Here is a 25307-nt window from a genome sequence, read left to right on the forward strand (position 1 = left end):
CCGCAATGACACGCTTTTCTCTCGCCGTCACTCTGATGTTAATGCTGCTGCGGCCGGCTTTGGCTCTCGATGTGGGTGAGATCAGCTCCTTCATGCCTGGCGACAGCGCGCGCCTGAGCAAGGAGATCAAAAACACCACCGACAGCGGCCGGCTGGTGAACATCAAGATCGAACGCATTTCCAGTCCCCTGGCCTCCGGTACGGTGATCCCGATGAGCAGCCGGGATGAAATGCTGCTGTCGCCCGCCAGCCTGATCTTGCCGGCCAACGCCAGCGATGTGATCCGCTTTTACTACAAGGGGCCGAATGATGCCCAGGAGCGTTACTACCGCATCGTTTGGTTCGATCAGGCGCTGAGCGAGGCGGGGCAAAACTCCGCTCGGCGTAATGCCGTGGCCACCACGTCGGCGCGCATCGGCACCATTTTGGTGGTGGCGCCTCGGCAGGATCGCTTCGCCTATCAGTTCGCCAACGGACGGATCAAAAACACCGGCAACGCCACGTTCAAAGTGGTGGCCTACGGCAATTGCAGGAACAAGCAAGACGGCAGCGACTGCAAGGAAAACTATTTCGTGATGCCGGGGAAGGATCGCGCCTTCAGCAAGGTTGACGTCAACGATAAAAAAGGACGCGTCGCGCTGTGGCACGGCGAACAGTTTATCCCGGTGAAGTGATGCGCGCGTTATCCACGATGGATGCAAAACAATCACGCAAGGAGTGGCATGTGAACGCTGTGCTGTTGAGAACGCTTTTGGCTGCCGGTGCGCTGGCGCTCCCGACGCTGTTGCCTGGCCGTATGGCGATGGCGGCCGGTTTGACGCAGATTAACGGCGTGCTGATCCCGCACACTTTCAGCCTGGCGTTGCGCGAGGGGATGAGTATTCCGCTGTTGTTGCATTATGAAAAGAGCGATGGCGTCAAAGACGACAGCCGCATCGGCCATGCCTTTCTCTACCTGGATCAGGACAGGCTAAAGATTCGTCGGGTGACGCTGGAGGATAACGACGACGGCGCCCGGCTGACGGCGGCGATTGCCGGCCAGCTGCAGGCTTTGCAGGATGCGCCATTCGATCGGCAGCAGCATATCCGGGTCGCGGACGACGCTTGGCTGGCGCTGGATTTCCGGCAGCTCAACCTGCAGCTGGTGGTGAAGGAATCCGCGTTGGGGACGGTGCTGCGCGCTCGTTCCAGCGACATCGGCGCGTCCAGCGTGGATGCCGTGAGCAGCACGCTGGATTATAACCTCGGGGTCTACGATAACCGGGCCCGCGCCAGCGAAGGCAACACCTCCAGTTATTTATCGCTCAACAGCGTCACGGCGTTGCGTGAACACCACGTGGAGTTGAACGGCTCCATCTACGGTATCGGCAGCGGCGATGAAAACGCCACGCTGTACAAAGCGATGTACGAGCGTGATTTCGCCGGTCGCCGTTTCGCCGCCGGCATGTTGGACAGCTGGAATCTGCAGTCGCTGGGGCCGGTCACCACCATCAACTCGAGCAAGATTTATGGTCTGTCCTACGGCAACCGCGCCAACTCGACGGTATTCGATAATTCCCAATCGCTGACGCCGATCGTGGTTTTTTTCCCCTCGGCCGGCGAGGTGCATCTGTCGCGCGACGGGCGGCTGCTCAGCGTACAAAACTTCACGATGGGCAACCATGAAGTGGATACCGGCAGTTTGCCCTACGGTATCTATGACGTAGAGGTGGAGGTCGTGGTCAACGGCAAAGTGGTCGATAAACGCATGCAGCGAGTGAATAAACTGTTCAGCCCCAATCGCGGCGCCAATGCGCCGCTGGCCTGGCAATTCTGGGGCGGGATGCTGCGCATGGACGACTGGCGCGGTGAACGGGAACGTCACCGCCCGGCAAAGGACTCTTATTTGCTTGGCGCTTCGGCTACGGGCAATCTGCAAACGCTTAATTGGGCGCTGTCGGGGTATTCGTTTGACGGCAACGCCGTCGGCGAGAGCCGCGTCAGCCTGCCGGTGACCGAGTCGATTCAGATCAACCTGCAAAATATGGCGGCCTCCGATCGCTCCTGGAGCCTGGTCAATAGCGTCAGCGCCGCGTTGCCCGGCGGCTTCAGCAGCGTATGGATCAATCAGGAGAAAACGCAGATTGGCGATCGTCTGTTGCAAAATGACGCCTATAACCGCGCCGTTGGCGGCAGCCTTAATCTGGGGGCGCTGTGGTCTCCGCTGGGCACCCTGAGCGCCAGCTACAACGACGATAAGAAGAACGACAGTCACTATTACAACGCCGATTATTACCAAAATATTTTTACCGGCCGCTTCGGCACGCTGGGCGTACGTGCGGGCGTGCAACGCTACAACAACGGCAGCAGCAACGCCAATACCGGCAAGTACATCGCGCTCGATTTTTCACTGCCGATGGGCAACTGGCTCAGCGCCGGCGTTTCCAACCAGAACGGCTACACCACCGCCAACCTGGCGGCACGCAAGGACATCAAGGACGGGCCGATCCGTACCCTGGGCGCCAACCTGTCGCGGGCGATTTCCGGTGATACCCGCGGCGACAACCGCTTCAACGGTGGCGGCTATGCGCGCTTCGACACCAAGTATTCGGCCGGCACGCTCAACGTCAGCAGCTCCGCCGACGGCTACGTTAACAGCAGCCTGACCGCGAGCGGCAGCGTGGGCTGGCAAGGGCGTGATATCGCCATCAGTGGCCGCAACGAAGGCAACGCCGGGATCATCTTCAATACCGGCATTGAAAACGACGGCCTGCTGACCGCACGTGTTGACGGCCGGATGGTGAAGCTGAGCGGCAATAAGAATTACCTGCCTTTGTCGCCTTACGGTCAGTACGACGTTGAGCTGATGAACAACAAAAACTCGGCGGAGAGCTTCGACATCGTCACCAAGCGCAAGAGCAAGCTCACCCTGTATCCGGGCAACGTGGCGGTGATCTCGCCGGAGATAAAACAGATGGTGACGGTGTTCGGTCGCATCAAAGCGGAGGACGGCACGCTGCTGGCCAACGCCTATATCAAGAACCATATCGGCCGCACTCGCACCGATGAGAAAGGCGAATTTATCATGGACGTCGACAAGAAATTCCCGGTTATCGATTTTACCCACAGCGGCAATCAGACATGCGAAGTGGATTTGGATCTCAGCAAGGCGCAAGGCGCCGTGTGGGTCGGCGACGTGATCTGCACCGGGCTGAAAACCTATGCGGGCAATATGTCATCCGGGGAGTCTGATCATGAGAGCTAACGTTGCGCTGTTGTTGTTGGCGCTGGTCGCCCCCGCGCTGCAGGCGGCGGTCAGCCAGACCAACTGGCCGGATGCGGCGGTCATGAAATTTGTCTTCGTGGAGAACAACGCCGACGACAACTTTTTCGTCACGCCGGCCGGCGGGCTGGATCCGCGTATGACCGGCGCCAATAAGTGGACCGGGCTGAAATACGGCGGTTCCGGCACTGTCTATCAGCAAAGCCTGGGGTACGTGGATAATGGTTACAACACGGGGCTGAATGCCAACTGGCGCTATGACATGTGGCTGGAAAATGCGCCGATAAAGAATCCGTTCCTCGGCTTGCGCTGCATCAACTGGTATGCCGGCTGCAATATGGATACCAGCTTGATTCTGCCGCAGACCACCGACGAAAAGGGATTTTACGGCGCCGTGGTCACGCCCGGCGGTGCAAAATGGATGCACGGCATGATGTCGCCGAGCTTCTATCAATATCTGAAGCAGATGGCGGCGGGCGAAGCTTTCAGCATGCAGATCAACGGCTGCCAAACGTCGGTGGCTTACGACGCCGCGGCCGGCGGCCGCTGTCGGGATCAGGCCAGCGGCAGCTGGTACAAGCGCACCGTCACGCACAGCAAGGCGGCCCACCTGCGCTTTATCAATACCAATGCCGTATCGGAGGTGTTCGTCAACAGCGATGGGGTGCCGATCATCGGCGAGGGCAATGCCGATTGCAAGAACCAGACCATCGGCGCCCGCTCAGGCATCATGTGCAAGATGGTCAGCTACGATTTGCAGACCGACGGCAGCGTCAGCAATACCTCGATTCATATTTTCCCGGCGATTAACCATGCGGCGCTGTCCTCTGCGGTGAACGCCGCCGATCTGCAGTTCAGTCTGAACGGCAACACCTGGAAAAACACGTCGGGCACCGGCAGCTACTATACGTTTAACGAGTTGAAGAGCAGCAACGCGGTCTATGTGTTCTTCTCCAGTAACTTCTTCAAACAGATGGTCGCGCTGGGGATTTCCGACAGCGGCACCCGCGATCTGATCAATTTCCGTTTTCAGAACACCACCTCGCCGGAGTCGGGATGGTATGAGTTTTCCACTTCAAACCAGCTGATTATCAAGCCGCGTGATTTCAGCATCAGCATTATTTCCGATGATTACGACAACAGCCCACACCGTGAAGGCTATGTCGGCCCGGCGGAGCCGGCGCTGGAGTTCGGCTACTTCGTGACCACCAGCGGCAAAACCGCCGCCGATCAGGTGAGGGTGATGGCGACCGGGCCGACTCAGGCGATCAACGGGGTGAACTATTGCCTCTTTTCTTCTGCGGATGACAGTACCCGGGTACCGTTCCCCGCCACCCTTGGCATCACCACCAGCACCAACGGCCAGCAGAGCTTCGCCGCCGGCTGCGATGGCCAGTGGCACGACATGACCAATGCGCTCTGGAGCAGCACCCCGTGGAATGATATCTCCGGTGAAGTGGGGGTGCTGAACAAGACCCGCGTGACCTTTAGCATTCCGATGAACAACCCGATCTCGCTGAGAACCGTCGACGGCAACGGTTGGTATGGCGACGTCAGCGCCGCCGGTGAAATTCATGTCGAAGCCACCTGGCGCAACATCAATTGAGGGCAGGGCGTGAAACTTGTGCTGATAGGGTTGCTGTGTTTGTCCTTCCCCTTTACCGCCGCCGCGATCAATGTCGGTACCCTGACGTTTGCCATGGATCAGGATCGCTCATTCACCGCCAAGCGGGTGTTGAATAACAACCGCAGCGCGCGCCTGTATCAGGTGAGCATTCGCGCCATCGATCGGCCGGGAGAGCGCGAGGTGCGCAGCCGGCCGGCGGACGGCGAGCTGCTGTTCGCGCCGCGTCAGCTGACGCTGCAGGCCGGGCAGGCGGAGTACTATAAGTTTTTCTACCGCGGGCCGCAGGATAATCGCGAGCGTTATTACCGGGTGTCATTTCGCGAAGTGCCGACCCGATTGTTCGAGCCGGGGCCGCGTCGGGGCGCCGGCGTCAACCTGGAGCCGATCGTGGTGATGGACACCATTCTGGTGGTGCGCCCGCGTCAGGTAAACTTTGCCTATCGGCTCGATACCCAGCGCGGTACGCTCACCAACACCGGCAACACCTACTTCAAGTTCCTGCTCAAGCCGGGCTGCAACAGCACGGATGAAGAGGGCGTCACCGAATACCTGCGCCCCGGCGATACGCTGACCCATGCCGGTATTCGGCTGAAGGGGCAGAAATTCATTATTTATAACGACAAATTTATCAGCGTCGATCGCAGCTGCCTCGATTAACGCGGCGGAATGGCAAAGCGGAAGCAGGCGCCGCTTTGCGCTTGTTCGATCAGCTGAATATCGCTGTCGTGCAACTGCAGAATGCGCCGCACGATCATCAGGCCCAGTCCGCCGGAAGGGCGCCGGGCGCCGCTCAGAACAGACGGGCGCACGAACAGATCGGCGCGCAGCGTCTGCGGAATGCCGGGGCCGTTGTCGCTGACCTGCACCATTACCTGGTCTTCCTGCCGCCACAGCCGCACGCCGATGTCGCCGCCGGGCGGCGTATGGCGAATGGCGTTGTCCAGCAGGTTGGTCAGCACCCGCTCAATCATGCTGAGATCGGCGAACACCGGCGGAATGCCCGGAGCGATGTCGGCGTGCAGCCGCTGGTTACGCGCCTCCGCCGCCAGCTCGAACTTTTGGAATACGTCCTGCAACAGTTCGCTGAGGGAGAAGGGCTCTTTCTGCGGCTTCACCACGCCGTACTCCAGCCGTGCCAGCTCGAACAGCTCCTGCGCCAGCTTGCCCACCTTGCGGCTCTGCGCCAGCGCGATCTCCAGATAGCGCCGCCGATCGGCTTCGCTCAGGGTGGCGGCCTTGACCGACAGCGTCTCCAGATAGCCGTGCAGCGAGGTGAGCGGGGTGCGCAGATCGTGCGAGACATTGGCGATGAACTCACGCCGCAGCCGATCCTGCTGTGCCAGCGTTTGCCATTGTTCGGCAAGGCGCTGCGCCATGCGGTGGAAGGCCTGCTGAAGCTGGCTGACTTCGTCGCGCCCGGCCCGTACCGCCGGCAGCGCCGCGTAGGCCTGCACCGCTTCGATGCCGCCGCTGTCCAGCGCATTGACCTGCCGGGTCAGGCGACGGATCGGGCGCGTCACCCAATAAAACGCGAAACCGCCGGCCAGCAGGCTGAACAGCACCATCACCCCGGAGGTCCACAGGGCCATCCTGGCCGCCGAGTTGAACTGGGCGTTGCTGGCCAGCGCCGTGTACTCTTCGCCGAGCAAGACCACGTACAGATAGCCTTCGATCCGGCCATCGACCTTCAGCGGCGCGACGCTGAACACCTTGCGCCCGTCCTCGCTGCGCGGATCGTCGCCATACACCGGCATCTGCGCGCCATCGAGCAGCGCCTGCAGCGGCGGCAATGCGACCCGCTGCCGTTTCAGATGCCCGGCCGGCGCGGCGTTGCCGATAATCGCGCCCTGTTTGTCGAGCAGGTAAACCTCCACGCTGGGGTTCACCGCCATCAGCTGATCGAACAGGGTATGCACCGCCTGCGGATCCGGTCCGTTCACCCCCAGCAGCGGGTTGCTGTCGGCGATATGCTGCGCCAGGTTGCCGGACAGGCGCTGGATCACCGCCTGGCTGTACTGGGTATTGCTGCGCACCTGCATCCAGCCGGAAAAGGCGCAGCCGATGACGATCAGCAGCGCGAAGATCAGCGTGAGGCGTTGCGCTAACGTAAGGTTTTTCATGGCTTACTCTTGCGGCGCGGCCGCGAATTTATAGCCCATGCCCCACACCGTGAGGATGCGCTCGGGTTCCGCCGGGTTGCGCTCGATCTTGATGCGCAGCCGGTTGATATGGGTGTTGACGGTGTGCTCATACCCTTCGTGCTGATAGCCCCAGACCTGATTCAACAGGCTGAGGCGCGAGAACACCTGGCCCGGGTGGCGGGCGAAAAAGTACAGCAGATCGAATTCGCGCGGCGTCAGCTCGACCGGCTGCTGGTGCAGGTGCACCTCGCGGGCGATCGGATCGATGGTCAAATCGTTGAAGCTGAGCACGCCGGCGTCCATGCGCAGGTTGCGGCTCATCGCTTCCTGGCGGCGAAACAGCGCCTTGACCCGCGCCACCAGCTCCAGCATGGAGAAGGGTTTGGCCAGATAGTCGTCGGCGCCCAGTTCCAGCCCCAGCACGCGGTGCACCTCGCTGGAGCGCGCGCTGGTGATGATGATCGGTGTGTAGCGCGTCATGGTGCGCGCCCGGCGGCAAATCTCCAATCCGTCCACGCCCGGCAGCATCAGATCGAGGATGAGGGCATCCCAGCCGCCCTGTTCCAGCATCGCCATGCCCCGGTTGCCGTCGGCGGCGTGGCTGATGGCGTAACCCTCGTCACGCAGATGCAGCTGCAACAGCTCGGCGATGTCGCCGTCGTCCTCGACGATCAAAATTCGTTTTGGCTTGTCCATTCTCATTACCGCTGATTGCCTGATTCTCTCTGAAGTCTACACAACCCCCACCGGTGGAGTTATCACATTTTATTTAACTTTGCGTGAGGTCTTGGGGAACAAATCCGGGGAATACTCGGCTCATCGCATCGCTAGCTGGCAGGTATCTTTATGAGCCTCACTCTCACTCCGGAACAACGACAGACCGTACATCCGCTGTGGCTGCGGTTGACGCACTGGCTGAATGCGCTGGCGATGCTGATCATGGTGACCAGCGGCTGGCGTATTTACAACGCCTCGCCGCTGTTCAACTTCAGCTTTTTCAACGAGCTGACGCTCGGCGGCTGGCTGGGCGGCGCGCTGCAGTGGCACTTCGCCGGCATGTGGCTGTTCGGTGTCAACGGGCTGTGCTACCTGCTGATCAACCTGGCCAGCGGGCGTTTCAAACGCAAGTATTGGCCGCTCAGCCCACGGCAGTTTCTCGCCGATGCAGGCGCCGCGCTGCGCGGCAGGCTGCAACACGCCGACCTGCGCCACTACAACATGGTGCAACGCGTGGCCTATCTGTCGGTGATGATCCTCGGCGTGATGAGTGCGCTGTCCGGGCTGGTGCTGTGGAAATCGGTGCAGTTTCCGCTGCTGCGCACGCTGCTCGGCGGTTATGAGGCGGCGCGCTATATCCACTTTTTCGCCATGTCGGCGCTGGTGGCCTTTGTCGCGATTCACCTGGTGATGGTGGCGCTGGTGCCACGGACGCTGCTGGCCATGCTGCGCGGACGCTAAGGAGTGAATGATGGAAAAGGATAAACCGATCATGACGGTCATTGAAGGGCAGGCGATCGTCAAAGAAGCGCAGCGGCTGTTGAGCGCGCCTTCGCGCCGCCGCTTTCTGCGCAACGGCCTGACGCTGGGCGGCATCGCCATGCTCACCGGCTGCGATCTCAGCGATAACGCCAACGTCGAACAGGCGCTGAGCCGCATCTCGCGCTTCAACGATCGGGTGCAGGGCTGGCTGTTCAATGGCGACCGCCTGGCGCCGGTCTACCCGGAATCGATGATCACCCGGCCGTTCCCGTTCAACGCTTTCTACGCCGAGGAGGACGCGCCGGACATCAACGGTGACGACTACCGTCTGGAGGTGGCGGGACTGGTGCAGGACAAACGCGCCTGGAGCCTGCCGCAGCTGCACCGGATGGCGCAGGTCAGCCAGGTGACGCGCCATATTTGCGTCGAGGGCTGGAGCGCCATTGGCAAGTGGGGCGGCGTGCCGTTCGCGACCTTTCTCAAGGCGATCGGCGCGGATCTGAGCGCCCGCTACGTCAGCTTCAAATGTGCCGATGACTACTACACCAGCATCGACATGGCCACCGCGCTGCACCCGCAGACGATTATCGCGCTGACCTATGACGGCCAGATCTTGCCGCGCAAGTATGGCTACCCGATGAAGCTGCGCATGCCGACCAAGCTGGGCTACAAGAATCCGAAACACATTCAGGTGATCGAGGTCACCAACCGTTTCCCGGGCGGTTACTGGGAAGACCAGGGTTACAACTGGTTTGGCGGCAGCTGAGGCGGCCGCCGGCCATTCTCCGGCACCCCGGTGCCTTTGACATGACGGAAGGAAATACCATGAAAAAGTTATTCGCAATGATGATGTGCAGCGCGTTGATGCTGGGCGTGGCCGGCGCCAACGCCGCGGACGGCATGAGCAAAGACGCGATGAAAAAGGACGGCATGAGCCAGATGTCGCACGACGGCATGGCCAAAGACGGCATGAAGAAAGAGTGTATGGGCAAGGAGTGCATGAAGAAAGACAAGATGGGCAAAGACGCGATGAAAAAGGATGGCATGGCGAAAGACGGTATGGCCAAAGACGGCATGAAGAAAGACGAAATGAAGAAGGACGCGATGGGGCACTAAGCCGCCGCACCCCGCGGCCGCAAGCGGGCGAGCCGCGGACAATTAAGGAGAGAGGATGATGCAGGCGACATGGCTGCGGCGCTTTCAGCGCTCGAACGGGGACGTTATCTTTATGCGCGCGGCGCTGGTGGTGATCTTCGCCGCCTTCGGTTACGCCAAGTGGTTTGATTACGAGGCGCAGGGGCTGGTACCGCTGATCGGCAACAGCCCGCTGCTGAGCTGGATGCATCAGGCGTTCGGCATCCGCGGCGCCAGCTATGCGCTGGGCGTTGCCGAGTGGAGCTTCGGTTTGCTGCTGCTGGCGGGATTCTGGTCGCGGCGGCTGGGATTGCTGGGGGCGATCGGTTCGACGGTGACCTACCTGACCACGCTGACGCTGATCTTTTCCACGCCGGGCGCCTGGGAGCCTTCCGCCGGCGGTTTTCCTGCCATGGCCGGGGCCACCAGTTTTTTAATCAAGGATCTGGTGTTGCTGGCCGGTTCCCTGGTGCTGCTGAAAGCCGACTTGCCGGCCGAGCAGGCATAAAAAAGGGCGTAGCCTGGCTACGCCCTTTCGCTGATTGACCGGTTATCACATATCCGGGAAGGTCAGGGTGCCCCCCGGCGCTTCGCGATGAATGTGCAGGAAGTTCAGGTGCTTCTCGTACTGGTCGAGGATATCGCCAATCACCTGTTCCTTGCTGTAGTCCATCAGGTCGTTGCCCTGGGTGCCTTCCATCAGGAAGGTTTCCAGCCGGTAGTAGTGCGACTTGCCGGAGCGCGCGCGGTAGGTGAAGCCCGGCACCGAGTAGCGCATCGGCCAGATCTGATAGATAAAGTTCTGTTCCTCACCCAGGTGCACCAGCAGCTCCAGGTGGTTCAGGCGTTCGTCTTCGGTCGGCGGCACTTCGCTGAACTCCACTTTCGCGCCGCGCAACTCCAGCTCGCGCGCCACGTCCTGCATCGCCGGGCGGCACACCTTATCCAGCATTTTCTGCGTGTACTGGGTGCCCGGGTAGTTCATCACCCGCGACAGGCGCTGCTTCCAGTTGAGCACGTCGTGGCTGGAGACCGGCACTGGCGCCAGGGTGCTGAGCGCGCTGGCCTTGCGGTAGTCTTCCACCCGCAGCGATTTATACAGCCCGGCCATCACGAAGAAGATCACGAAGCTGAACGGCAGGCCCATGATCACCGTGGTTTTCTGCAGCGCCGGCACGCCGTCGGTCATCAGCATGCCGATGGTCAGCAGGCCGATAGCCACCGACCAGAAAATCCGCAGCCAGTTCGGCGCATCATTATTAATGTCGGCCAGGCGCGAGGTGAAGTTGCCCAGCACCAGCGAGCCGGAGTCCGCCGAGGTGACGTAGAACAGCAGGCCGGTGATGGTGGCCACCGAGGCGCTGAAGGTGAAGCCGGGGTATTGCGCCAGCAGGCTGTAGAAGCCGCGCTCCGGGAACTGCATCACTTCCTGCGCGAACTCGGCGTTGCCGTGAATGATCTGGTAGAGCGCGCTGTTGCCGAAGATAGACAGCCACAGCAGGGTGAACACGAACGGTATGATCAGCGTGCCGACCACGAACTGGCGAATGGTGCGCCCGCGCGAGATGCGCGCCAGGAACAGGCCGACGAACGGTGACCACGCCACCCACCAGGCCCAGAAGAACAGCGTCCAGTTGTTCATCCACTCCACCGGCCGATCGAAGGCGAAGCTGTTGAGCGTCATGCCCATAAAACGATTGACGTAATCGCCGACGTTGAGCACCAGCGCGTTGAGCAGGAACTCGGTGTCGCCAAAGAACAGAACGAACAGGATCAGGCCGAGCGCCAGCAGCACGTTCAGCTCGGACAGGATGCGGATGCCCTTGTTGACGCCCGAGGTGACCGAGATGGTGGCCATGATCACCGACAGCAGGATCAGCGAGCCCTGCACCGTCAGGTTTTCCGGGATCTCGAACAGCACCTTGAGGCCGTAGTTGAGCTGCACCACGCCGATACCCAGCGTGGTGGCGATGCCGAAGATGGTGCCGAGCACCGCGGCGATGTCCACGCTGTGGCCGATCGGGCCGTTGATGCGTTTACCGAAGATCGGGTACAGCGCCGATCGGATGGTCAGCGGCAGATTGTAGCGATAGCTGAAGTAGCCGAGGGCGATGCCCATCAGCGCATACATCGACCAGCCTGTCAGGCCGTAGTGGAACAGCGTCCAGACCATCGCCTGGCGTGCGGCCTCCAGCGTTTGCGCGTCGCCTTCCGGCGGCATCATGTACTGGGTCACCGGCTCGGCGACTGAGAAGAACATCAGGTCGATGCCGATGCCGGCGGCGAACAGCATCGCCGCCCAGCTCATCAGGCTGAACTCCGGTTTGGACTGTTCCGGCCCGAGCTTGATCGAACCGAAGCGCGAAGCGGCGATAAACACCACGAACACGATGTACAGCGTCGCCGCCAGCAGGTAGTACCAACCGAAGGTGGCTGACACCCAATTCAGCGTGCGGGTGATCCACTGCCCGGAGAAGTCGGTGAAAAAGATGGTCATCAGCGAGAAGGCCAGGATCAGCCCCGCCGAGGTGAAGAAAACCACAGGGTTGAGGCGGTCCTGCTGCGGTTTGGAGGAGGTTTCGTGGGTTGTCATCGTCATCCTCTGAACTGAGAAAATCGTGCCGCTCCGTATTCCGGGGCGCGTTGGCCTCTGAAAAACGGGCGAATGAAGGCGGCGGCCGTCTCCGCAGAGGAGGGCCTGAATGATGCCGCTTTCGCCTGTTGCTGAAGCGCCGGAGCGCTTCGCGGCGGGAACCGCTTACAGCCACTGATTTTGGTCAGATTCGTTAATTACCTCACAAAAATCAGCCAGTTCCACAACCAGATAGTACAAATTTTTAACCAGGCGGCAATAAAATATATGCAATTTTTATTGAACGTTCAATCAAAAAAAAGTTTAATAGTCCTCATGATGACCTGAATCACGGGCGAAACGGCAGTGAAATTTGCCCGCTGAGATAAGGCCGAAGTCGGTTTTGTGAGAGTCGAAATATGCCAAAGGTAGGAATGCAGCCAATCAGAAGGCAGCAGTTGATTGATGCCACGCTCGCCGCGGTAAACGAAGTGGGAATGCATGACGCCACCATCGCGCAGATCGCGCGGCGGGCCGGCGTTTCCAACGGCATCATCAGCCATTATTTCAAGGACAAGAACGGCCTGCTGGAAGCCACGATGCGCTATCTGATCAGCCATCTGGGCGAGGCGGTGAAGCTGCGCTTGCAGGCGCTGACCGATAACAGCCCGGCGGCGCGGCTGCAGGCGATCGTCGCCGGCAACTTCGACGACAGCCAGATCAACAGCGCGGCGATGAAGACCTGGCTGGCCTTTTGGGCCAGCAGTCTGCACCAGCCGCAGCTCAACCGGCTGCAGCAGGTGAACGGCCGCCGGCTTTATTCCAACCTGTGCGCCGAGTTTCGTCGCGTTATGCCGCAGCCGCAGGCGCGGTTGGCGGCCAAGGGGCTGGCGGCACTGATCGACGGGCTGTGGCTGCGCAGCGCGCTGCGCGGCTCGGCGTTCAATCAGTCGCAGGCGTTGGCGCTCACGACCGAATACATCACGTTCCAACTCCGGGGGCAAACGCCGCCCGGAGGATAACCCAAGGAGATCCTATGTCCCGTTTTGGCTTGCAGAAGCTCTATATTCATGGCGCCTATGTAGACAGCACCGCTGGAAAAACCTTCAACGCCATTAACCCGGCGAACGGCGAAGTTCTGGCTGAAGTCCAGTCTGCCGGCGCTGAAGACGTCGATCGTGCGGTGGCCAGCGCGGCCAGCGGGCAGAAGGTGTGGGCGGCGATGACGGCGATGGCGCGTTCGCGCATCCTGCGTCGCGCGGTGGATATTCTGCGCGAGCGCAACGATGAGCTGGCGGCGCTGGAAACGCTGGATACCGGCAAAGCGATGTCGGAAACCACCGCGGTGGACATCGTCACCGGCGCCGACGTGCTGGAGTATTACGCCGGCCTGATCCCGGCCATTGAAGGCGAACAGATCCCGCTGCGCGAAACCTCATTCGTTTACACCCGCCGCGAACCGCTGGGTGTGGTGGCCGGCATCGGTGCCTGGAACTACCCGATTCAAATCGCGCTGTGGAAGTCCGCGCCGGCGCTGGCGGCGGGCAACGCGATGATCTTCAAGCCGAGTGAAGTCACGTCGTTGACGGCGTTAAAGCTGGCGGAAATTTACACCGAAGCCGGCCTGCCGGACGGCGTATTCAACGTGGTGACCGGCAGCGGCGCGGAGGTGGGGCAGTACCTGACCGATCATCCGGGCATCGCCAAAGTCTCTTTCACCGGCGGGGTGAAAACCGGTAAGAAGGTGATGGCCAACGCGTCGGGATCGACGCTGAAGGAAGTCACCATGGAACTGGGCGGCAAGTCGCCGCTGATTATCTTCGACGATGCCGATCTGGATCGCGCTGCCGATATCGCCATGATGGCCAACTTCTACAGCTCCGGGCAGGTGTGCACCAACGGTACCCGCGTCTTCGTGCCGGCGGCGCTGCAGGCACAGTTTGAGGCGAAGATCCTCGAGCGCGTCAAGCGCATTCGCCTCGGCGATCCGACCGATCCGCAGACCAACTTCGGGCCGCTGGTCAGCTTCGCGCACATGGAGTCGGTGCTGCGCTTTATCGAGAGCGGCAAGAACAGCGGCGCGCGCCTGCTGTGCGGCGGCGAACGCGTCACCCACGGCGAATTCGGCAAGGGCGCTTACGTGGCGCCGACGGTATTCAGCGACTGCCGCGACGACATGGAAATCGTGCGTGAGGAGATCTTCGGGCCGGTGATGAGCATTCTCAGCTACCAGAGCGAAGAGGAAGTGGTGCGCCGCGCCAATGATACCACCTTCGGCCTGGCCGCCGGTGTGGTGACCAACGATCTGGCTCGTGCGCACCGCGTGATCCACCAGCTGGAAGCCGGCATTTGCTGGATCAACACCTGGGGCGAGTCGGCGGCGGAAATGCCGGTCGGCGGCTACAAGCAGTCCGGCGTCGGCCGCGAGAACGGCCTGACGACGCTGGAACACTACACCCAGATCAAATCGGTGCAGGTCGAGCTGGGCGAATACGCCTCGGTATTCTGATCTTCCCGCCGTCTTTCGAGCCGCAGCCGCGTTGGCTGCGGCCGACAATATCTAGAGAGCCAAAATACACAGCCTGTTGCCGAGTCGCGCTTCGCGTCTTTGCCTGACCAGGCCTCTATAAAGTAAGGAGATAATGAATGGAATTTGACTACATCATTATCGGTGCCGGTTCCGCCGGCAACGTGTTAGCCACCCGATTGACCGAGGACGCCGACGTCAGCGTCCTGCTGCTGGAAGCCGGCGGCCCGGACTACCGGATGGATTTCCGTACCCAGATGCCGGCCGCGCTGGCGTTTCCGCTGCAGGGTCGCCGCTATAACTGGGCGTATGAAACCGATCCTGAGCCGCACATGAACAACCGCCGGATGGAATGCGGCCGCGGCAAAGGGCTGGGCGGTTCGTCCCTGATTAACGGCATGTGTTACATTCGCGGCAACGCGATGGACTTCGATAACTGGGCCAAGGCGCCGGGTCTGGAAGACTGGACCTATCTGGACTGCCTGCCGTATTTCCGCAAGGCGGAAACCCGCGATATCGGCCCGAACGATTACCACGGCGGCGAGGGCCCGGTGAGCGTCACCACGCCGAAAGCCGGTAACAACGAACTGTTCCACGCGATGGTGGAAGCCGGCGTGCAGGCGGGTTACCCGCGTACCGACGATCTGAACGGTTACCAACAAGAAGGCTTTGGCCCGATGGATCGCACCGTGACGCCGAAAGGGCGCCGCGCCAGCACCGCCCGCGGTTATCTGGATCAGGCGCGTTCGCGGCCGAACCTGAAAATCGTCACCCATGCGCTGACCGACCATATCGTGTTCGACGGCAAGCGTGCGGTGGGCGTCAAGTATTTGCAGGGCGACAGCAATCAGCTGACCCACGCCACAGCACGGCGCGAAGTGCTGCTGTGCGCCGGCGCCATCGCCTCGCCGCAGATCCTGCAGCGTTCGGGCGTTGGCCCGGCTGCGCTGCTGAAAAGTCTGGATATTAATGTGGTACACGATCTGCCGGGCGTCGGGGAAAACCTGCAGGACCACCTGGAGATGTACCTGCAATACGCCTGTAAGAAACCGGTATCGCTGTACCCGGCGCTGCAATGGTTCAACCAGCCGAAGATCGGCGCGGAATGGCTGTTCAACGGCACCGGCGTCGGCGCCAGCAACCAGTTCGAGGCCGGTGGCTTCATCCGCAGCCGTGCAGAGTTCGCCTGGCCGAACATTCAGTATCACTTCCTGCCGGTGGCGATTAACTACAACGGCAGCAACGCGGTGAAAGAGCACGGCTTCCAGGCGCACGTCGGCTCGATGCGTTCGCCGAGCCGCGGCCGGGTACAGGTGAAATCGAAAGATCCGCGTCAGCACCCGAGCATTCTGTTCAACTACATGGCGACCGAACAGGATTGGCAGGAGTTCCGCGACGCTATTCGCATCACGCGCGAGATCATGGCGCAGCCGGCGCTGGACGAATACCGTGGCCGCGAGATAAGCCCTGGGCCGGACGTGCAGACCGATGAGCAGTTGGATGCCTTCGTGCGCGAGCATGCCGAAACCGCGTTCCACCCGTCCTGCTCGTGCAAGATGGGCGAGGATGAGATGGCAGTGGTCGACGGCCAGGGCCGGGTGCACGGCATGGAAGGATTGCGGGTGGTGGATGCGTCGATCATGCCGCTGATCATCACCGGCAACCTGAACGCCACCACCATCATGATCGCCGAGAAGTTAGCCGATCGCATTCGCCAGCGCGCGCCACTGCCGCGCAGCACCGCCGACTATTACGTCGCCGGCGATGCGCCGGTGCGCAAGCAGTAACCGACACGCCCTCTCGCCGTTGAGGGGGAGGGCCGCCGTAGCAAGCAACCCCTCTCCATATGCTCTTCCCCAAGGCGAGGGGGCAACTCTTTTTTATCCCCTTATGCCGCCGGCAGCGAGATCGCCTGATCGAAACTGGTGGGCGTCGCCATACGCCACATGCGGGCGTAGAACTCGCTTTTGATCTCCGGTTGCAGCAGCGCGCCCGGCTCCAGGTAGTAATAGATATCGGCGTACACTTTGATCTCGGTCGGCGTGATGCGGCGCAGCATATGGTGCGAGGTCAGCTGTTCCGGGCGGCTGACGCCGGCCGCCGCCAGCATGTCCGCCAGCGCTTTCACCGTATTTTGATGGAAGTGGTAGACGCGCTCCGCCTTGTTCGGCACCACCAGCGCCTTCTGCCGCAGCGGATCTTGCGTCGCCACGCCGGTCGGGCAGTGGTTGGTGTGGCAGCTTTGCGACTGGATGCAGCCGACGGCGAACATAAAGCCGCGCGCCGAGTTCACCCAATCGGCGCCGAGCACCAGCACGCTGGCGATGTCGAAGGCGCTGATGATTTTGCCGCTGGCGCCTACCTTGATTTGGTCGCGCAGGCCGCAGCCCACCAGCGTGTTATGCACGAACAGCAGCCCTTCGCGCAGCGGCATGCCCATATAGTTGGAGAGCTCGAGCGGCGCGGCGCCGGTGCCGCCTTCCTTACCGTCCACCACGATGAAATCCGGCAGGATGCGGGTGTGCAGCATCGCCTTGACGATGGCGACGAACTCCCACGGGTGGCCGATGCACAGCTTGAAACCGACCGGTTTGCCGCCTGACAGCTCGCGCAGCTGCTGGATGAAATGCATCATTTCCAGCGGGGTGGTGAAGGCGCTGTGCGAGGCCGGCGAGATGCAGTCGACGCCTTCCGGCACGCCGCGGGTGGCGGCGATTTCCGCATCTACCTTTTTCGCCGGCAGAATGCCGCCGTGGCCGGGTTTGGCGCCCTGGCTGAGCTTGATTTCAATCATTTTCACCTGCGGGCTTTGCGCCTGTTCGGCAAAGCGGCGCGGATCGAAATGGCCGTCGGCGGTGCGACAGCCGAAATAGCCGCTGCCCAGCTCCCACACCAGATCGCCGTTGTTTTCACGGTGATAGCGGCTGATGCTGCCCTCGCCGGTGTCGTGGTAGAAATTGCCCTTGGCCGCACCGAGGTTGAGTGCGCGAATGGCATTGGCGGAGAGCGCGCCGAAGCTCATGGCCGAAATGTTGAAGATCGACGCAGAGTAGGGCTGGCGGCAGTCGGCGCCGCCGATGGTGATGCGAAAACTGGTCGGGTCGGCGGCTTCCACCGGCCGCATGGAGTGGCCGATGCACTCATAGCCGGTTTGGTACACATCCAGCAGGGTGCCGAACGGCTTGTCGCCCATCTCGTTTTTCGCCCGGCGATACACCAGCGTGCGCTGGGTGCGCGAAAACGGGATTTCTTCATTATCCTGCTCGAGGAAATACTGGCGCAGTTCCGGACGGATGAATTCGAAGAAGAAGCGCAGGCGGCCGATGATCGGGTAGTTGCGGCAGATGGCGTGGCGCTGTTGCGTGAGATCGTAGATACCCAGCACCATCAAGCCACCGCAGGCCAGGGCCGGCAGCCAGAACCACGGATGGTTGCGCATCATGATTAAGAAAACCAGGGTGAGCAAGATGCTCAGCACAAAGCAGGTGTAGCGGCTGAATAAGGACGACTTCATAACATCTCCTGATGTTTATTTTAATCCACACGACATGACTCACGGATAATCCGTGTGCAAATCGTAGCCAACAGGAGAGGATGTTGTGTGTCTGTTGCTGCTTTGTCGCCGGTTGTTACATTAATTTAACTTGGCGGGGGAGGGCCGGTTGCCGCGCGGCGTACCGCGCAACAAGCCAGGGCCGGTTATTTGCCGGCGACGAAGATGGTGCTCATGCTGCGCAGCCGCAGCTTTTTCATCGCACTGTATTTCTGCGAGAAGATGGTTTTTGGGTGCGTACCGCGCTTTTCCGCAATGTGCAGCAGGCTGTCGCCGCGCAGCAGATTGAAGATCACGTCGCTTTCCGCCGGGCTGAGCTCGCGGGTTTTCTGCACTCTGATGCCGCCCGGTTCTTTGCTTTCCAGCAGCCGCTGGATTTTTTCCTGCAGCGAATAAAGCGGAATGCGGGTGGAGACCAACTCGACGGAAATCCCCAGGATCGACAACAGTTTCACCACGCGCTCGTCGTCATAGAACACCAACAGGCGCGTTTTGCTGTTGTACTGCTGGTGCAGGGACACCAGGCTTTCGATCACGTTGACGCTCTGTTCGAGGTTTTGCGAGGTGAAAATCAGCGCGATATCGTGCTTGGTGATCTTCTCTGCTTTGGCGCCGCCGTGCATGAAATCGGAAAACAGGCGGATATCGTACGCGCCGTAGTGTTTCTTCAGCAGCACCGACAGGCCAACATAGCTGTACTTACACTCACTAATCACAAGAACGTTGTTTTTAGACATAGGGCAAACACCAATACCGAGTTAAAAGTATTCAGCTGTAAGAAGCGAGTTCAAATCCTTGATGCTGGATTCCTTCCACAGCTTTCCCTGCAGTGCGTAATATGGCATTTCATCCAGCCATTTCTTGTGTTCGGGAGTTTCAACTCCTTCGATAATTACCTTGTAATGATTAAGGTAAAAGAAGCGCAGTAACGCGCGCATCAAGCCCTCGCCGCCGGACTTTTTCATGAAGTCCCAAAGCAGAAAACGGTCGAGCTTAACGAAGCGGAACTGGCTGTTGTACAACGCGGAAAAACCCGCGTAGCCAGAACCAAAATCATCGAGCCAAAATGAATAACTATTCAATGACGGATCGCCGTGCACGCGATCTTTCACCAGCCGGGTTGAATTCTCGCTGATCTCGAAATGAATACAGCGCATAGCGTTAATTCTTTCGGCAAAGTGAGTATTCGCCAGCGATTGCAGGGAATAATCGTCAACATTCAAAGTGGCTATCACTTGGTTTTCATGAAACCAGTGTTTGTATTTATCGATCAGATTGATCTGATCCATCAAAATCTCAATCCGAGTGGCACTGTCGGCGTGGCGAAAGAACTGTTCAGGAGAAAAATGGGCATATTCGCTATTAAACGTAAAGCGAGACAGACATTCAACGGCCAGCAATTGTCCCGATTTCGCGAACATTGGCTGAAAAACATAATTAATGCCGTTATTTTTCTCTCTGAAAGAACCGCTCATTTCCCAATCCTTGGATTGATATTTAACTTGTTGATTTTAAATGATTAAAAAGAAAGTTACTCCGAGTTTATTGGTAAATTTCTTATTTAAAACGTCAGGATGGCCGAAGCGTGTCGACAGACCATTTAACGCGTAATTTGTGCCAAAGTCCAAACGTCGCAATCTGTTACTAAATGTAAATATTCGGGATAATATTCTGATTTTCAGGCCTTAATGCAAAATCTTGAACTCTGCAGCTTTCCCAAACACAGATTATTCCTATTCATATGAATCGTCAACATCGATCGATAGGTATCCGCCGATAGTTTATTCCTATCAAGAGGGGCCTTATGAATGTTTTAAACGATTTAACATTAAGAATATGCTTAGTCTATATTTCGTCCGGCAATGAGTTCATCGAGGCAACGCTCCTTTTCAGCAAGGGAGTGCTATCGCTGAGTGTATGCTCAGTGGCGGCAATATATATATAAGCCCGCCACTGAATCGATTATTTTATTGTTCTATGGAGCTGGAAATGAAAAAAGTATTATTGCCTTTGGCTGCCCTGGTATTGTCTGCAACTGCTTCCAACGCAATGGCAGCAAACGGCACTGTTAAATTCACCGGTGAAATCAAACAGTCTACCTGCCAGGTAACTAGCGATACTCAGAATAAAGAAGTTTACCTGGGTACTTACCCAACTTCTGCTTTCCCAACCGTGGGTTCTAAATCCGCTTCTAAAGCTTTCCAGATCTCTCTGGAAAAATGTGATGCCGGCGATTACAGCCTGCGCTTCGACGGTAACACCGTTGCTGGCAACCCAGACCTGCTGTCCGTAAGCAACGTGGGCGGCACCGGCGCTGCAGCTACCGGCGTGGGTATCGAAATCACTGACAACAACGGCAAGCCATTCGCTATCGGCGACGGTTCCAACATCAACGACGACGTAGCGAAAGTCACCATCGCTGCTGACGGTAAAGCGACCTTCAACCTGCAGGCACGTTACCGTTCATTCGATAGCAACGTAACTGCAGGTCTGGCTAACGCTACCAGCCCGTTCACTATCGAATACAAATAATCGTCTTTCAGGACACACACGGCCAAGGATGGCCCGTAGAGGAAACCGATGAAAAAGTTCTTTGCTGCTCTGCTGATGCTGGGCGCCTTTAACAGCTACGCCGGTATCCAGGTAGATGCCACTCGCGTGATCTATAAAGGCGATGACAAATCCGCCTCTCTGCCGATTCATAACGATGCTTCAGAAGCTTATATGGTGCAGACCTGGCTGGACACCGGTGACAGAAACCAAGTGCCGAAAAATCTGCCTGTCGTTGTCGTTCCACCGATTCTGAAATTGGACGCTGCTAAAACTGCCGTTCTGCGCTTTATCTATTCCGGTAATGGCTTACCTCAGGATAAAGAAACCCTGTTGTGGATTAACGTGCAGGAAATTCCACCGGCGCCGAAGCAGGAAAACGTGCTGCAGGTTGCGGTGCGTACCCGAATCAAACTTTTTTACCGGCCGGTGGCGTTGAAAACGACGCTGGACGAGCAAGTACAAAACTTGCGTTGGCAGCGTGAAGGTTCACGTCTGCAAGTGATTAACGATGGCCCGCTGCATATCACCTTTGGGGCGCTGCATTTGAAAAACAGCGCGGGCAAGACCGTGGATGTGGACGCCAACATGGTGAGCCCGAAAGATCGCTTATCGATCAACATCCCGGCGGGCGTCAGCGTCGGCAACAAGATTGCTTTCAGTTATATCAACGATTTTGGCGGTAGAACGGAAGTCAAGGACGTTCCAGTACAATAAGAGAGACAGGGAATGGCAAATCAACGAAAAGTAGCAGGCGGAACGACGCGGCTGACACAGCTGATCCGAATTGCAATCATTGCCGCCAGTGCGCCGATGTTATGGAGTGAAGCGGCGCTGGCAGAGTTTAACATGTCGTTTATTCACGGCGATGAAAACCTGAGCAACGCGGAAGCGGTCGCTCAGGGCGATGCTTTGCAACCGGGCGTTTACCCATTCGACATCTATGTCAACCTGACTCAGGTCGATCATAAGGATGTTACTTTTCGTCAGGTTAAAGGCCAGACCGCGTCTCAACCCTGCCTGAAAGTTGAAGACCTACGCAACTACGGCATCAAACTGCCGGAAACGCTGCAGGCCGGCAGCTGTGTTGATGTGTCTGAGTTGATTAAAGACGCCACCGTCAGCTATGACGCGGCGGTGCAGCAGATCAACATTTCCGTGCCGCAGACCATGATGGATCTGAGCGCGATCGGGGCGATCCCGCCAAGCATGTACGATGAAGGCATCAACGCGCTGTTCGCCAACTATAACTTCAACTACAACAAGAACAGCTATCGCCGAGATGACGCCGACGACAGCGAGTACATGTTCCTCGCGCTGAACAGCGGCCTCAACCTGGGCAGATGGCGCCTGCGCAACAACTCCACCTGGGATAAGCAGAGTGGCAGCAGCAGCAACTGGACCAACGTCTCTTCCTGGGCCGAAACCGATATCGTGCCATGGCGCAGCCGTTTGGTGATGGGCCAGGCGAGCACCAACAACAGCGTGTTCAACAGCTTCCAGTTCCGTGGGGTGCAACTCTCCAGCGTTGACGACATGCTACCGGACAGCCTGCGCGGTTATGCGCCGGTGGTGCGCGGCGTGGCGGCGACCAACGCCCGCGTCGAAATTCGCCAGAACGGTTACGTCATCTACAGCACCAACGTCGCGCCGGGTCCTTTTGAGATCCACGACGTCTATCCGCATACCAATAACGGTGACCTGCAGGTCACCGTGAACGAGGCCGACGGTTCGCACAAAACGTTCAGCGTCGCCTACTCTTCCGTGGCCAACATGCTGCGCGAAGGCATTTGGAACTTCCAGCTGACCGCCGGTAAATACCACAACGGTAACGGCGGCTATCAGCCGAAACTGATTCAGGGCACCGCGGCATACGGCATGAACTATGGCCTGACGCCGTTCGGCGGCGCCATCATCGCGGAGCACTACCGTTCCGCTGCCGTGGGTATCGGTAAGAGCCTGGGGTCATGGGGGGCCATCTCCGTGGACGGTTCGATCTCCGATACCGAGCTGGCGAACGGCGATCGCAAGCAGGGGCAGAGCTTCCGTTTCCTGTACTCCAAGTCGCTTAACCAGATGGGCACCAACTTCCAGTTGGCGGGCTATCGCTATGCGACTTCCGGTTACTATGATCTCAGCGATGCGGTCCAGGAGCGCAACAGCTGGCGCAACGGCATTTATGCCAATGATTACTGGGATCCGAGCGATCTGCAGCCGGGCCAGCCTTCCTGGAGCAACAACCAGAAACGTACCCGATACACTGCGCGTTACGGCAACAAGCGTGAACGCGTCGAGCTGTCGCTCAGCCAGCAGCTGTGGGCGGGCGCCAGCCTGTACGCCAACGTGAGCCACCAGAATTACTGGGGCGTGTCCGGCAACGACCGCACGATTCAACTGGGTTACAACGACGGCTTCAAGCGCATTTCCTACGGTGTTTATCTGCAGGATACGCGCGGCCAGTACGGTTATTCGGATCGCAGCGTGAACTTCACGATGTCGATCCCGTTGGATTGGGGCCAGAGCAACAACTCGACCACCGCCAACTTCAGCGCGGCGCACAGCAAACAGAGCGGCGACAGCTACTCGACCGGCATCAGCGGCACCATGCTGGACGACCGTCGCATGAACTACTCGGTTTCCACCGGGCATACGCAGTCCTCCGGTCAGAGCAGCAACCTGAACCTGGGCTACAGCAGCAGCATCGGTAACATCGACGGTAGCTATGCCTACAGTTCGAAATACCGCCAGGAAGGACTGGGCCTCTCCGGTGGTCTGCTGGTGCACTCCGGCGGCGCGACCCTGACTCAGCCGTTGCAGAACACCATCTTGCTGGTGGAAGCGAAAGATGCCAAAGGCGTGCGTCTGGAAAACCAGCCGGGCGTGACCATCGATCGCTTCGGTTATGCGGTGGTGCCGTCGGCCAACCCGTACCGCTACAACTATGTGGCGCTGCGCACCGAAGACTTCGGCCCGGGCCTGGATGTGCCGGTGGCCAGTAAACAAGTGGTGCCGACCGAGAAATCGGTGGTGAAGGTGAGCTTCGATACCTTCAAGGGCGTCAGCCTGCTGATTCATGCTCGTCTGGGTGACAACGGTTATCCGGCCATCGGCGCCGGCGTGTTCAACGAGTCCGGCCGCAACAGCGGCACCGTGGGTCTGGAAGGCGCAACCTATGTTTCCGGCGTGAAAGCGGGCGAGAAACTGACGATCAAATGGGGCCCGAAAGCCGACCAGCAATGCGTACTGCCGATTCCGGCGGACGTGGGCGACAAACAAGCGGCCATGGGATATCAGGAACTGACCCTGCAATGCCAAAAACTGTAAGGTACACCATGAACTTGAGCAAATTAGCACGTAACACACTTCTGTCGGTGGTGGGGCTGGCGGGGTTGGCGATGGCGCAACAGGCGGCGGCGATGCAGTGCCGCTTCGGCAACTCGACGGGTTCAAAAAACCCGGTTGGCAGCGTAACGCAGGATATCGACGTCGGCCGCCCGATCGTGCTGGCCGCCAGCGACTTCGTCAAAGGCAACCTGATTTGGCGTTCGCAGAACTTTACCTCCACCTTTACCTGCTGGGATACGGATAACTACCCGCGCGGAGAGAACGCTTACATCTATTGGAACCCGCAGAACTCGTTCGGTGCACTGGATAAGTCGCTGGAGATTGGGGTATCGATCAACGGGCGTGATTATGACGCGATTAACCTGAAGCAAAGCTCCAACCGGCCGACGGGCCCTGATTTGGGGCCGGGTACCAAACCGGGTAGTAACAGAAGAAAAGCCGATCCTCAGGCGGTGACTGCCACCTATTCGGTGTATATCAAAGCCACCGGGGTGAAACCGCCGGCGGGTAACTTCCCGCCATTGGCGCGCGCGTCGCTGTTCCAGATCGATGGTGAGTTGGGGCTGAACGCCACCAAAGACAGCAACTTTAACGCCTATATCAAAGGGTTGGACAAGATCCGCGTGATCCAGTGCAACCCGCAGATCACCGTGTTGGCTAACAACGGTGCCAGCGTCGATTTCGGCGTGCTAACCAGCTCCAGCGCCAAAACCGGCACTATCGCCAAGCAGGTGCCGTTCGATATCAAGGCTACCTTGAGCGGCGGCGAATGTGCCGGCCAATCTCTGCAGGCCAGTTTCAGCAGCACCAACGCCGATCCGTCAGACAACACGCAGATCCTGCCAACCACCCAACCGGGCGTGGCGATCTTCCTGACGCAGCAGCGCGACACCAGTAAAAAACCGATCCCACTGCAAACCAACGTGGATTTCGGCGGCGTGCTGCAGGATAAGCAGAACGAAGTGAAAGAGACCTTTATCGCGAACCTGAAGTGGTTGACCAATACGCCGAAGACCGGGGTGTTCAATGCCACTGCCAACGTCGACGTCACCTTCAAATAATCCGGTGTCGCTTCAATAAAAAAAGGGTCAGTTCTCGCGAACTGACCCTTTTTTTG

At 59.1% G+C, this 25307-nt stretch carries 21 protein-coding genes; 15 read left to right on the forward strand and 6 right to left on the reverse strand.

Translation table 11 applies throughout. The features are described 5' to 3' along the window. The first annotated feature begins 5 nt into the window (after window positions 1-5). From ACJ8QI_RS03455 to ACJ8QI_RS03470, 4 genes are read left to right on the forward strand one after another with little or no spacing between them, the layout of a single operon-like run. Window positions 6-674 (forward strand): hypothetical protein, encoded by a 669-nt coding sequence (locus tag ACJ8QI_RS03455; RefSeq protein WP_141970019.1) that lies wholly within the window; start codon window positions 6-8, stop codon window positions 672-674. A gap of 17 nt (window positions 675-691) precedes the next feature. Next, a complete protein-coding gene (locus ACJ8QI_RS03460) occupies window positions 692-3244 on the forward strand; it encodes a CS1-pili formation C-terminal domain-containing protein (protein WP_442532081.1) in 2553 nt (850 codons plus the stop codon). Next, entirely contained in the window at window positions 3234-4868 is a 1635-nt protein-coding gene (gene ecpD, locus ACJ8QI_RS03465; protein WP_141970016.1) for a fimbrial adhesin EcpD, read from the forward strand. The genes ACJ8QI_RS03460 and ecpD overlap by 11 nt, the downstream gene beginning before the upstream one ends. 9 nt (window positions 4869-4877) lie before the next feature. Next, a complete protein-coding gene (locus tag ACJ8QI_RS03470; protein ID WP_060438937.1) occupies window positions 4878-5546 on the forward strand; it encodes a fimbria/pilus periplasmic chaperone in 669 nt (222 codons plus the stop codon). Here the strand turns inward: ACJ8QI_RS03470 and ACJ8QI_RS03475 are convergent. Next, window positions 5543-7009 carry a sensor histidine kinase gene (locus tag ACJ8QI_RS03475; protein WP_230490224.1) on the reverse strand — a complete coding sequence of 489 codons (1467 nt, stop codon included), beginning with the start codon at window positions 7007-7009 and terminating at the stop codon, window positions 5543-5545. The genes ACJ8QI_RS03470 and ACJ8QI_RS03475 overlap by 4 nt on opposite strands. Before the next feature lie 3 nt (window positions 7010-7012). Beyond that, window positions 7013-7726, reverse strand: a complete 714-nt coding sequence (locus tag ACJ8QI_RS03480) for a response regulator transcription factor (RefSeq protein WP_047728196.1) — start codon at window positions 7724-7726, stop codon at window positions 7013-7015. 150 nt (window positions 7727-7876) lie between these two features. On the opposite strand from ACJ8QI_RS03480, the gene ACJ8QI_RS03485 reads away from it, so the two are divergent. Genes ACJ8QI_RS03485 through ACJ8QI_RS03500 form a run of 4 tightly spaced genes read left to right on the forward strand, consistent with a single transcriptional unit; the run spans window position 7877 to window position 10151 of the window. Further along, window positions 7877-8488, forward strand: coding sequence for a cytochrome b/b6 domain-containing protein (locus ACJ8QI_RS03485; protein ID WP_288398816.1), 612 nt, complete (start codon window positions 7877-7879; stop codon window positions 8486-8488). A 10-nt stretch (window positions 8489-8498) separates the two neighbouring features. After that, window positions 8499-9275, forward strand: coding sequence for a molybdopterin-dependent oxidoreductase (locus ACJ8QI_RS03490; RefSeq protein ID WP_141970008.1), 777 nt, complete (start codon window positions 8499-8501; stop codon window positions 9273-9275). Window positions 9276-9334: 59 nt separating this feature from the next. Next, a complete protein-coding gene (locus ACJ8QI_RS03495; protein WP_060436890.1) occupies window positions 9335-9625 on the forward strand; it encodes a pentapeptide MXKDX repeat protein in 291 nt (96 codons plus the stop codon). Window positions 9626-9680: 55 nt separating this feature from the next. After that, window positions 9681-10151, forward strand: coding sequence for a YkgB family protein (locus ACJ8QI_RS03500; protein ID WP_019454465.1), 471 nt, complete (start codon window positions 9681-9683; stop codon window positions 10149-10151). A 45-nt stretch (window positions 10152-10196) separates the two neighbouring features. Here the strand turns inward: ACJ8QI_RS03500 and ACJ8QI_RS03505 are convergent, their stop codons facing one another. Continuing rightward, entirely contained in the window at window positions 10197-12236 is a 2040-nt protein-coding gene (locus tag ACJ8QI_RS03505) for a choline transporter (RefSeq protein WP_141970006.1), read from the reverse strand. A 398-nt stretch (window positions 12237-12634) separates the two neighbouring features. Here ACJ8QI_RS03505 and betI point away from each other — a divergent pair, with 398 nt between their 5' ends. The 3 genes from betI (at window position 12635) to betA (ending at window position 16529) form a co-directional block, all read left to right on the forward strand. Next, window positions 12635-13237: a transcriptional regulator BetI gene (betI, locus tag ACJ8QI_RS03510; protein WP_038880897.1), complete on the forward strand. Its 603-nt coding sequence runs from the start codon at window positions 12635-12637 to the stop codon at window positions 13235-13237. 14 nt (window positions 13238-13251) lie between these two features. Then, window positions 13252-14724 carry a betaine-aldehyde dehydrogenase gene (gene betB, locus ACJ8QI_RS03515; protein ID WP_123894349.1) on the forward strand — a complete coding sequence of 491 codons (1473 nt, stop codon included), beginning with the start codon at window positions 13252-13254 and terminating at the stop codon, window positions 14722-14724. Between the two features lie 137 nt (window positions 14725-14861). Continuing rightward, a complete protein-coding gene (gene betA / locus ACJ8QI_RS03520) occupies window positions 14862-16529 on the forward strand; it encodes a choline dehydrogenase (RefSeq protein ID WP_141970004.1) in 1668 nt (555 codons plus the stop codon). Window positions 16530-16630: 101 nt separating this feature from the next. Here the strand turns inward: betA and ACJ8QI_RS03525 are convergent, their stop codons facing one another. The 3 genes from ACJ8QI_RS03525 to ACJ8QI_RS03535 form a co-directional block, all read right to left on the reverse strand. Next, entirely contained in the window at window positions 16631-18256 is a 1626-nt protein-coding gene (locus tag ACJ8QI_RS03525; protein WP_060421327.1) for an FMN-binding glutamate synthase family protein, read from the reverse strand. 185 nt (window positions 18257-18441) lie between these two features. Continuing rightward, window positions 18442-19032: a LuxR family transcriptional regulator gene (locus ACJ8QI_RS03530; RefSeq protein WP_004939094.1), complete on the reverse strand. Its 591-nt coding sequence runs from the start codon at window positions 19030-19032 to the stop codon at window positions 18442-18444. Between the two features lie 21 nt (window positions 19033-19053). Then, window positions 19054-19770 (reverse strand): EAL domain-containing protein, encoded by a 717-nt coding sequence (locus tag ACJ8QI_RS03535; protein WP_033637688.1) that lies wholly within the window; start codon window positions 19768-19770, stop codon window positions 19054-19056. Between the two features lie 514 nt (window positions 19771-20284). Here ACJ8QI_RS03535 and ACJ8QI_RS03540 point away from each other — a divergent pair. Genes ACJ8QI_RS03540 through ACJ8QI_RS03555 form a run of 4 tightly spaced genes read left to right on the forward strand, consistent with a single transcriptional unit; the run spans window position 20285 to window position 25251 of the window. Beyond that, window positions 20285-20827: a fimbrial protein gene (locus tag ACJ8QI_RS03540; RefSeq protein WP_033647475.1), complete on the forward strand. Its 543-nt coding sequence runs from the start codon at window positions 20285-20287 to the stop codon at window positions 20825-20827. 48 nt (window positions 20828-20875) lie between these two features. Beyond that, the gene (locus tag ACJ8QI_RS03545; RefSeq protein ID WP_084826567.1) at window positions 20876-21562 is read left to right on the forward strand and encodes a fimbrial biogenesis chaperone; all 687 of its coding nucleotides are present in this window, start codon (window positions 20876-20878) and stop codon (window positions 21560-21562) included. 12 nt (window positions 21563-21574) lie between these two features. Further along, complete coding sequence (locus ACJ8QI_RS03550; protein ID WP_442532082.1) at window positions 21575-24169, forward strand: fimbria/pilus outer membrane usher protein; 2595 nt, start codon at window positions 21575-21577, stop codon at window positions 24167-24169. Window positions 24170-24183: 14 nt separating this feature from the next. Beyond that, window positions 24184-25251, forward strand: a complete 1068-nt coding sequence (locus tag ACJ8QI_RS03555; protein ID WP_204275812.1) for a fimbrial protein — start codon at window positions 24184-24186, stop codon at window positions 25249-25251. Window positions 25252-25307 lie beyond the last annotated feature (56 nt).

The organism is Serratia sp. CY84636 (assembly GCF_052166245.1).
Lineage (GTDB): Bacteria > Pseudomonadota > Gammaproteobacteria > Enterobacterales > Enterobacteriaceae > Serratia > Serratia nevei.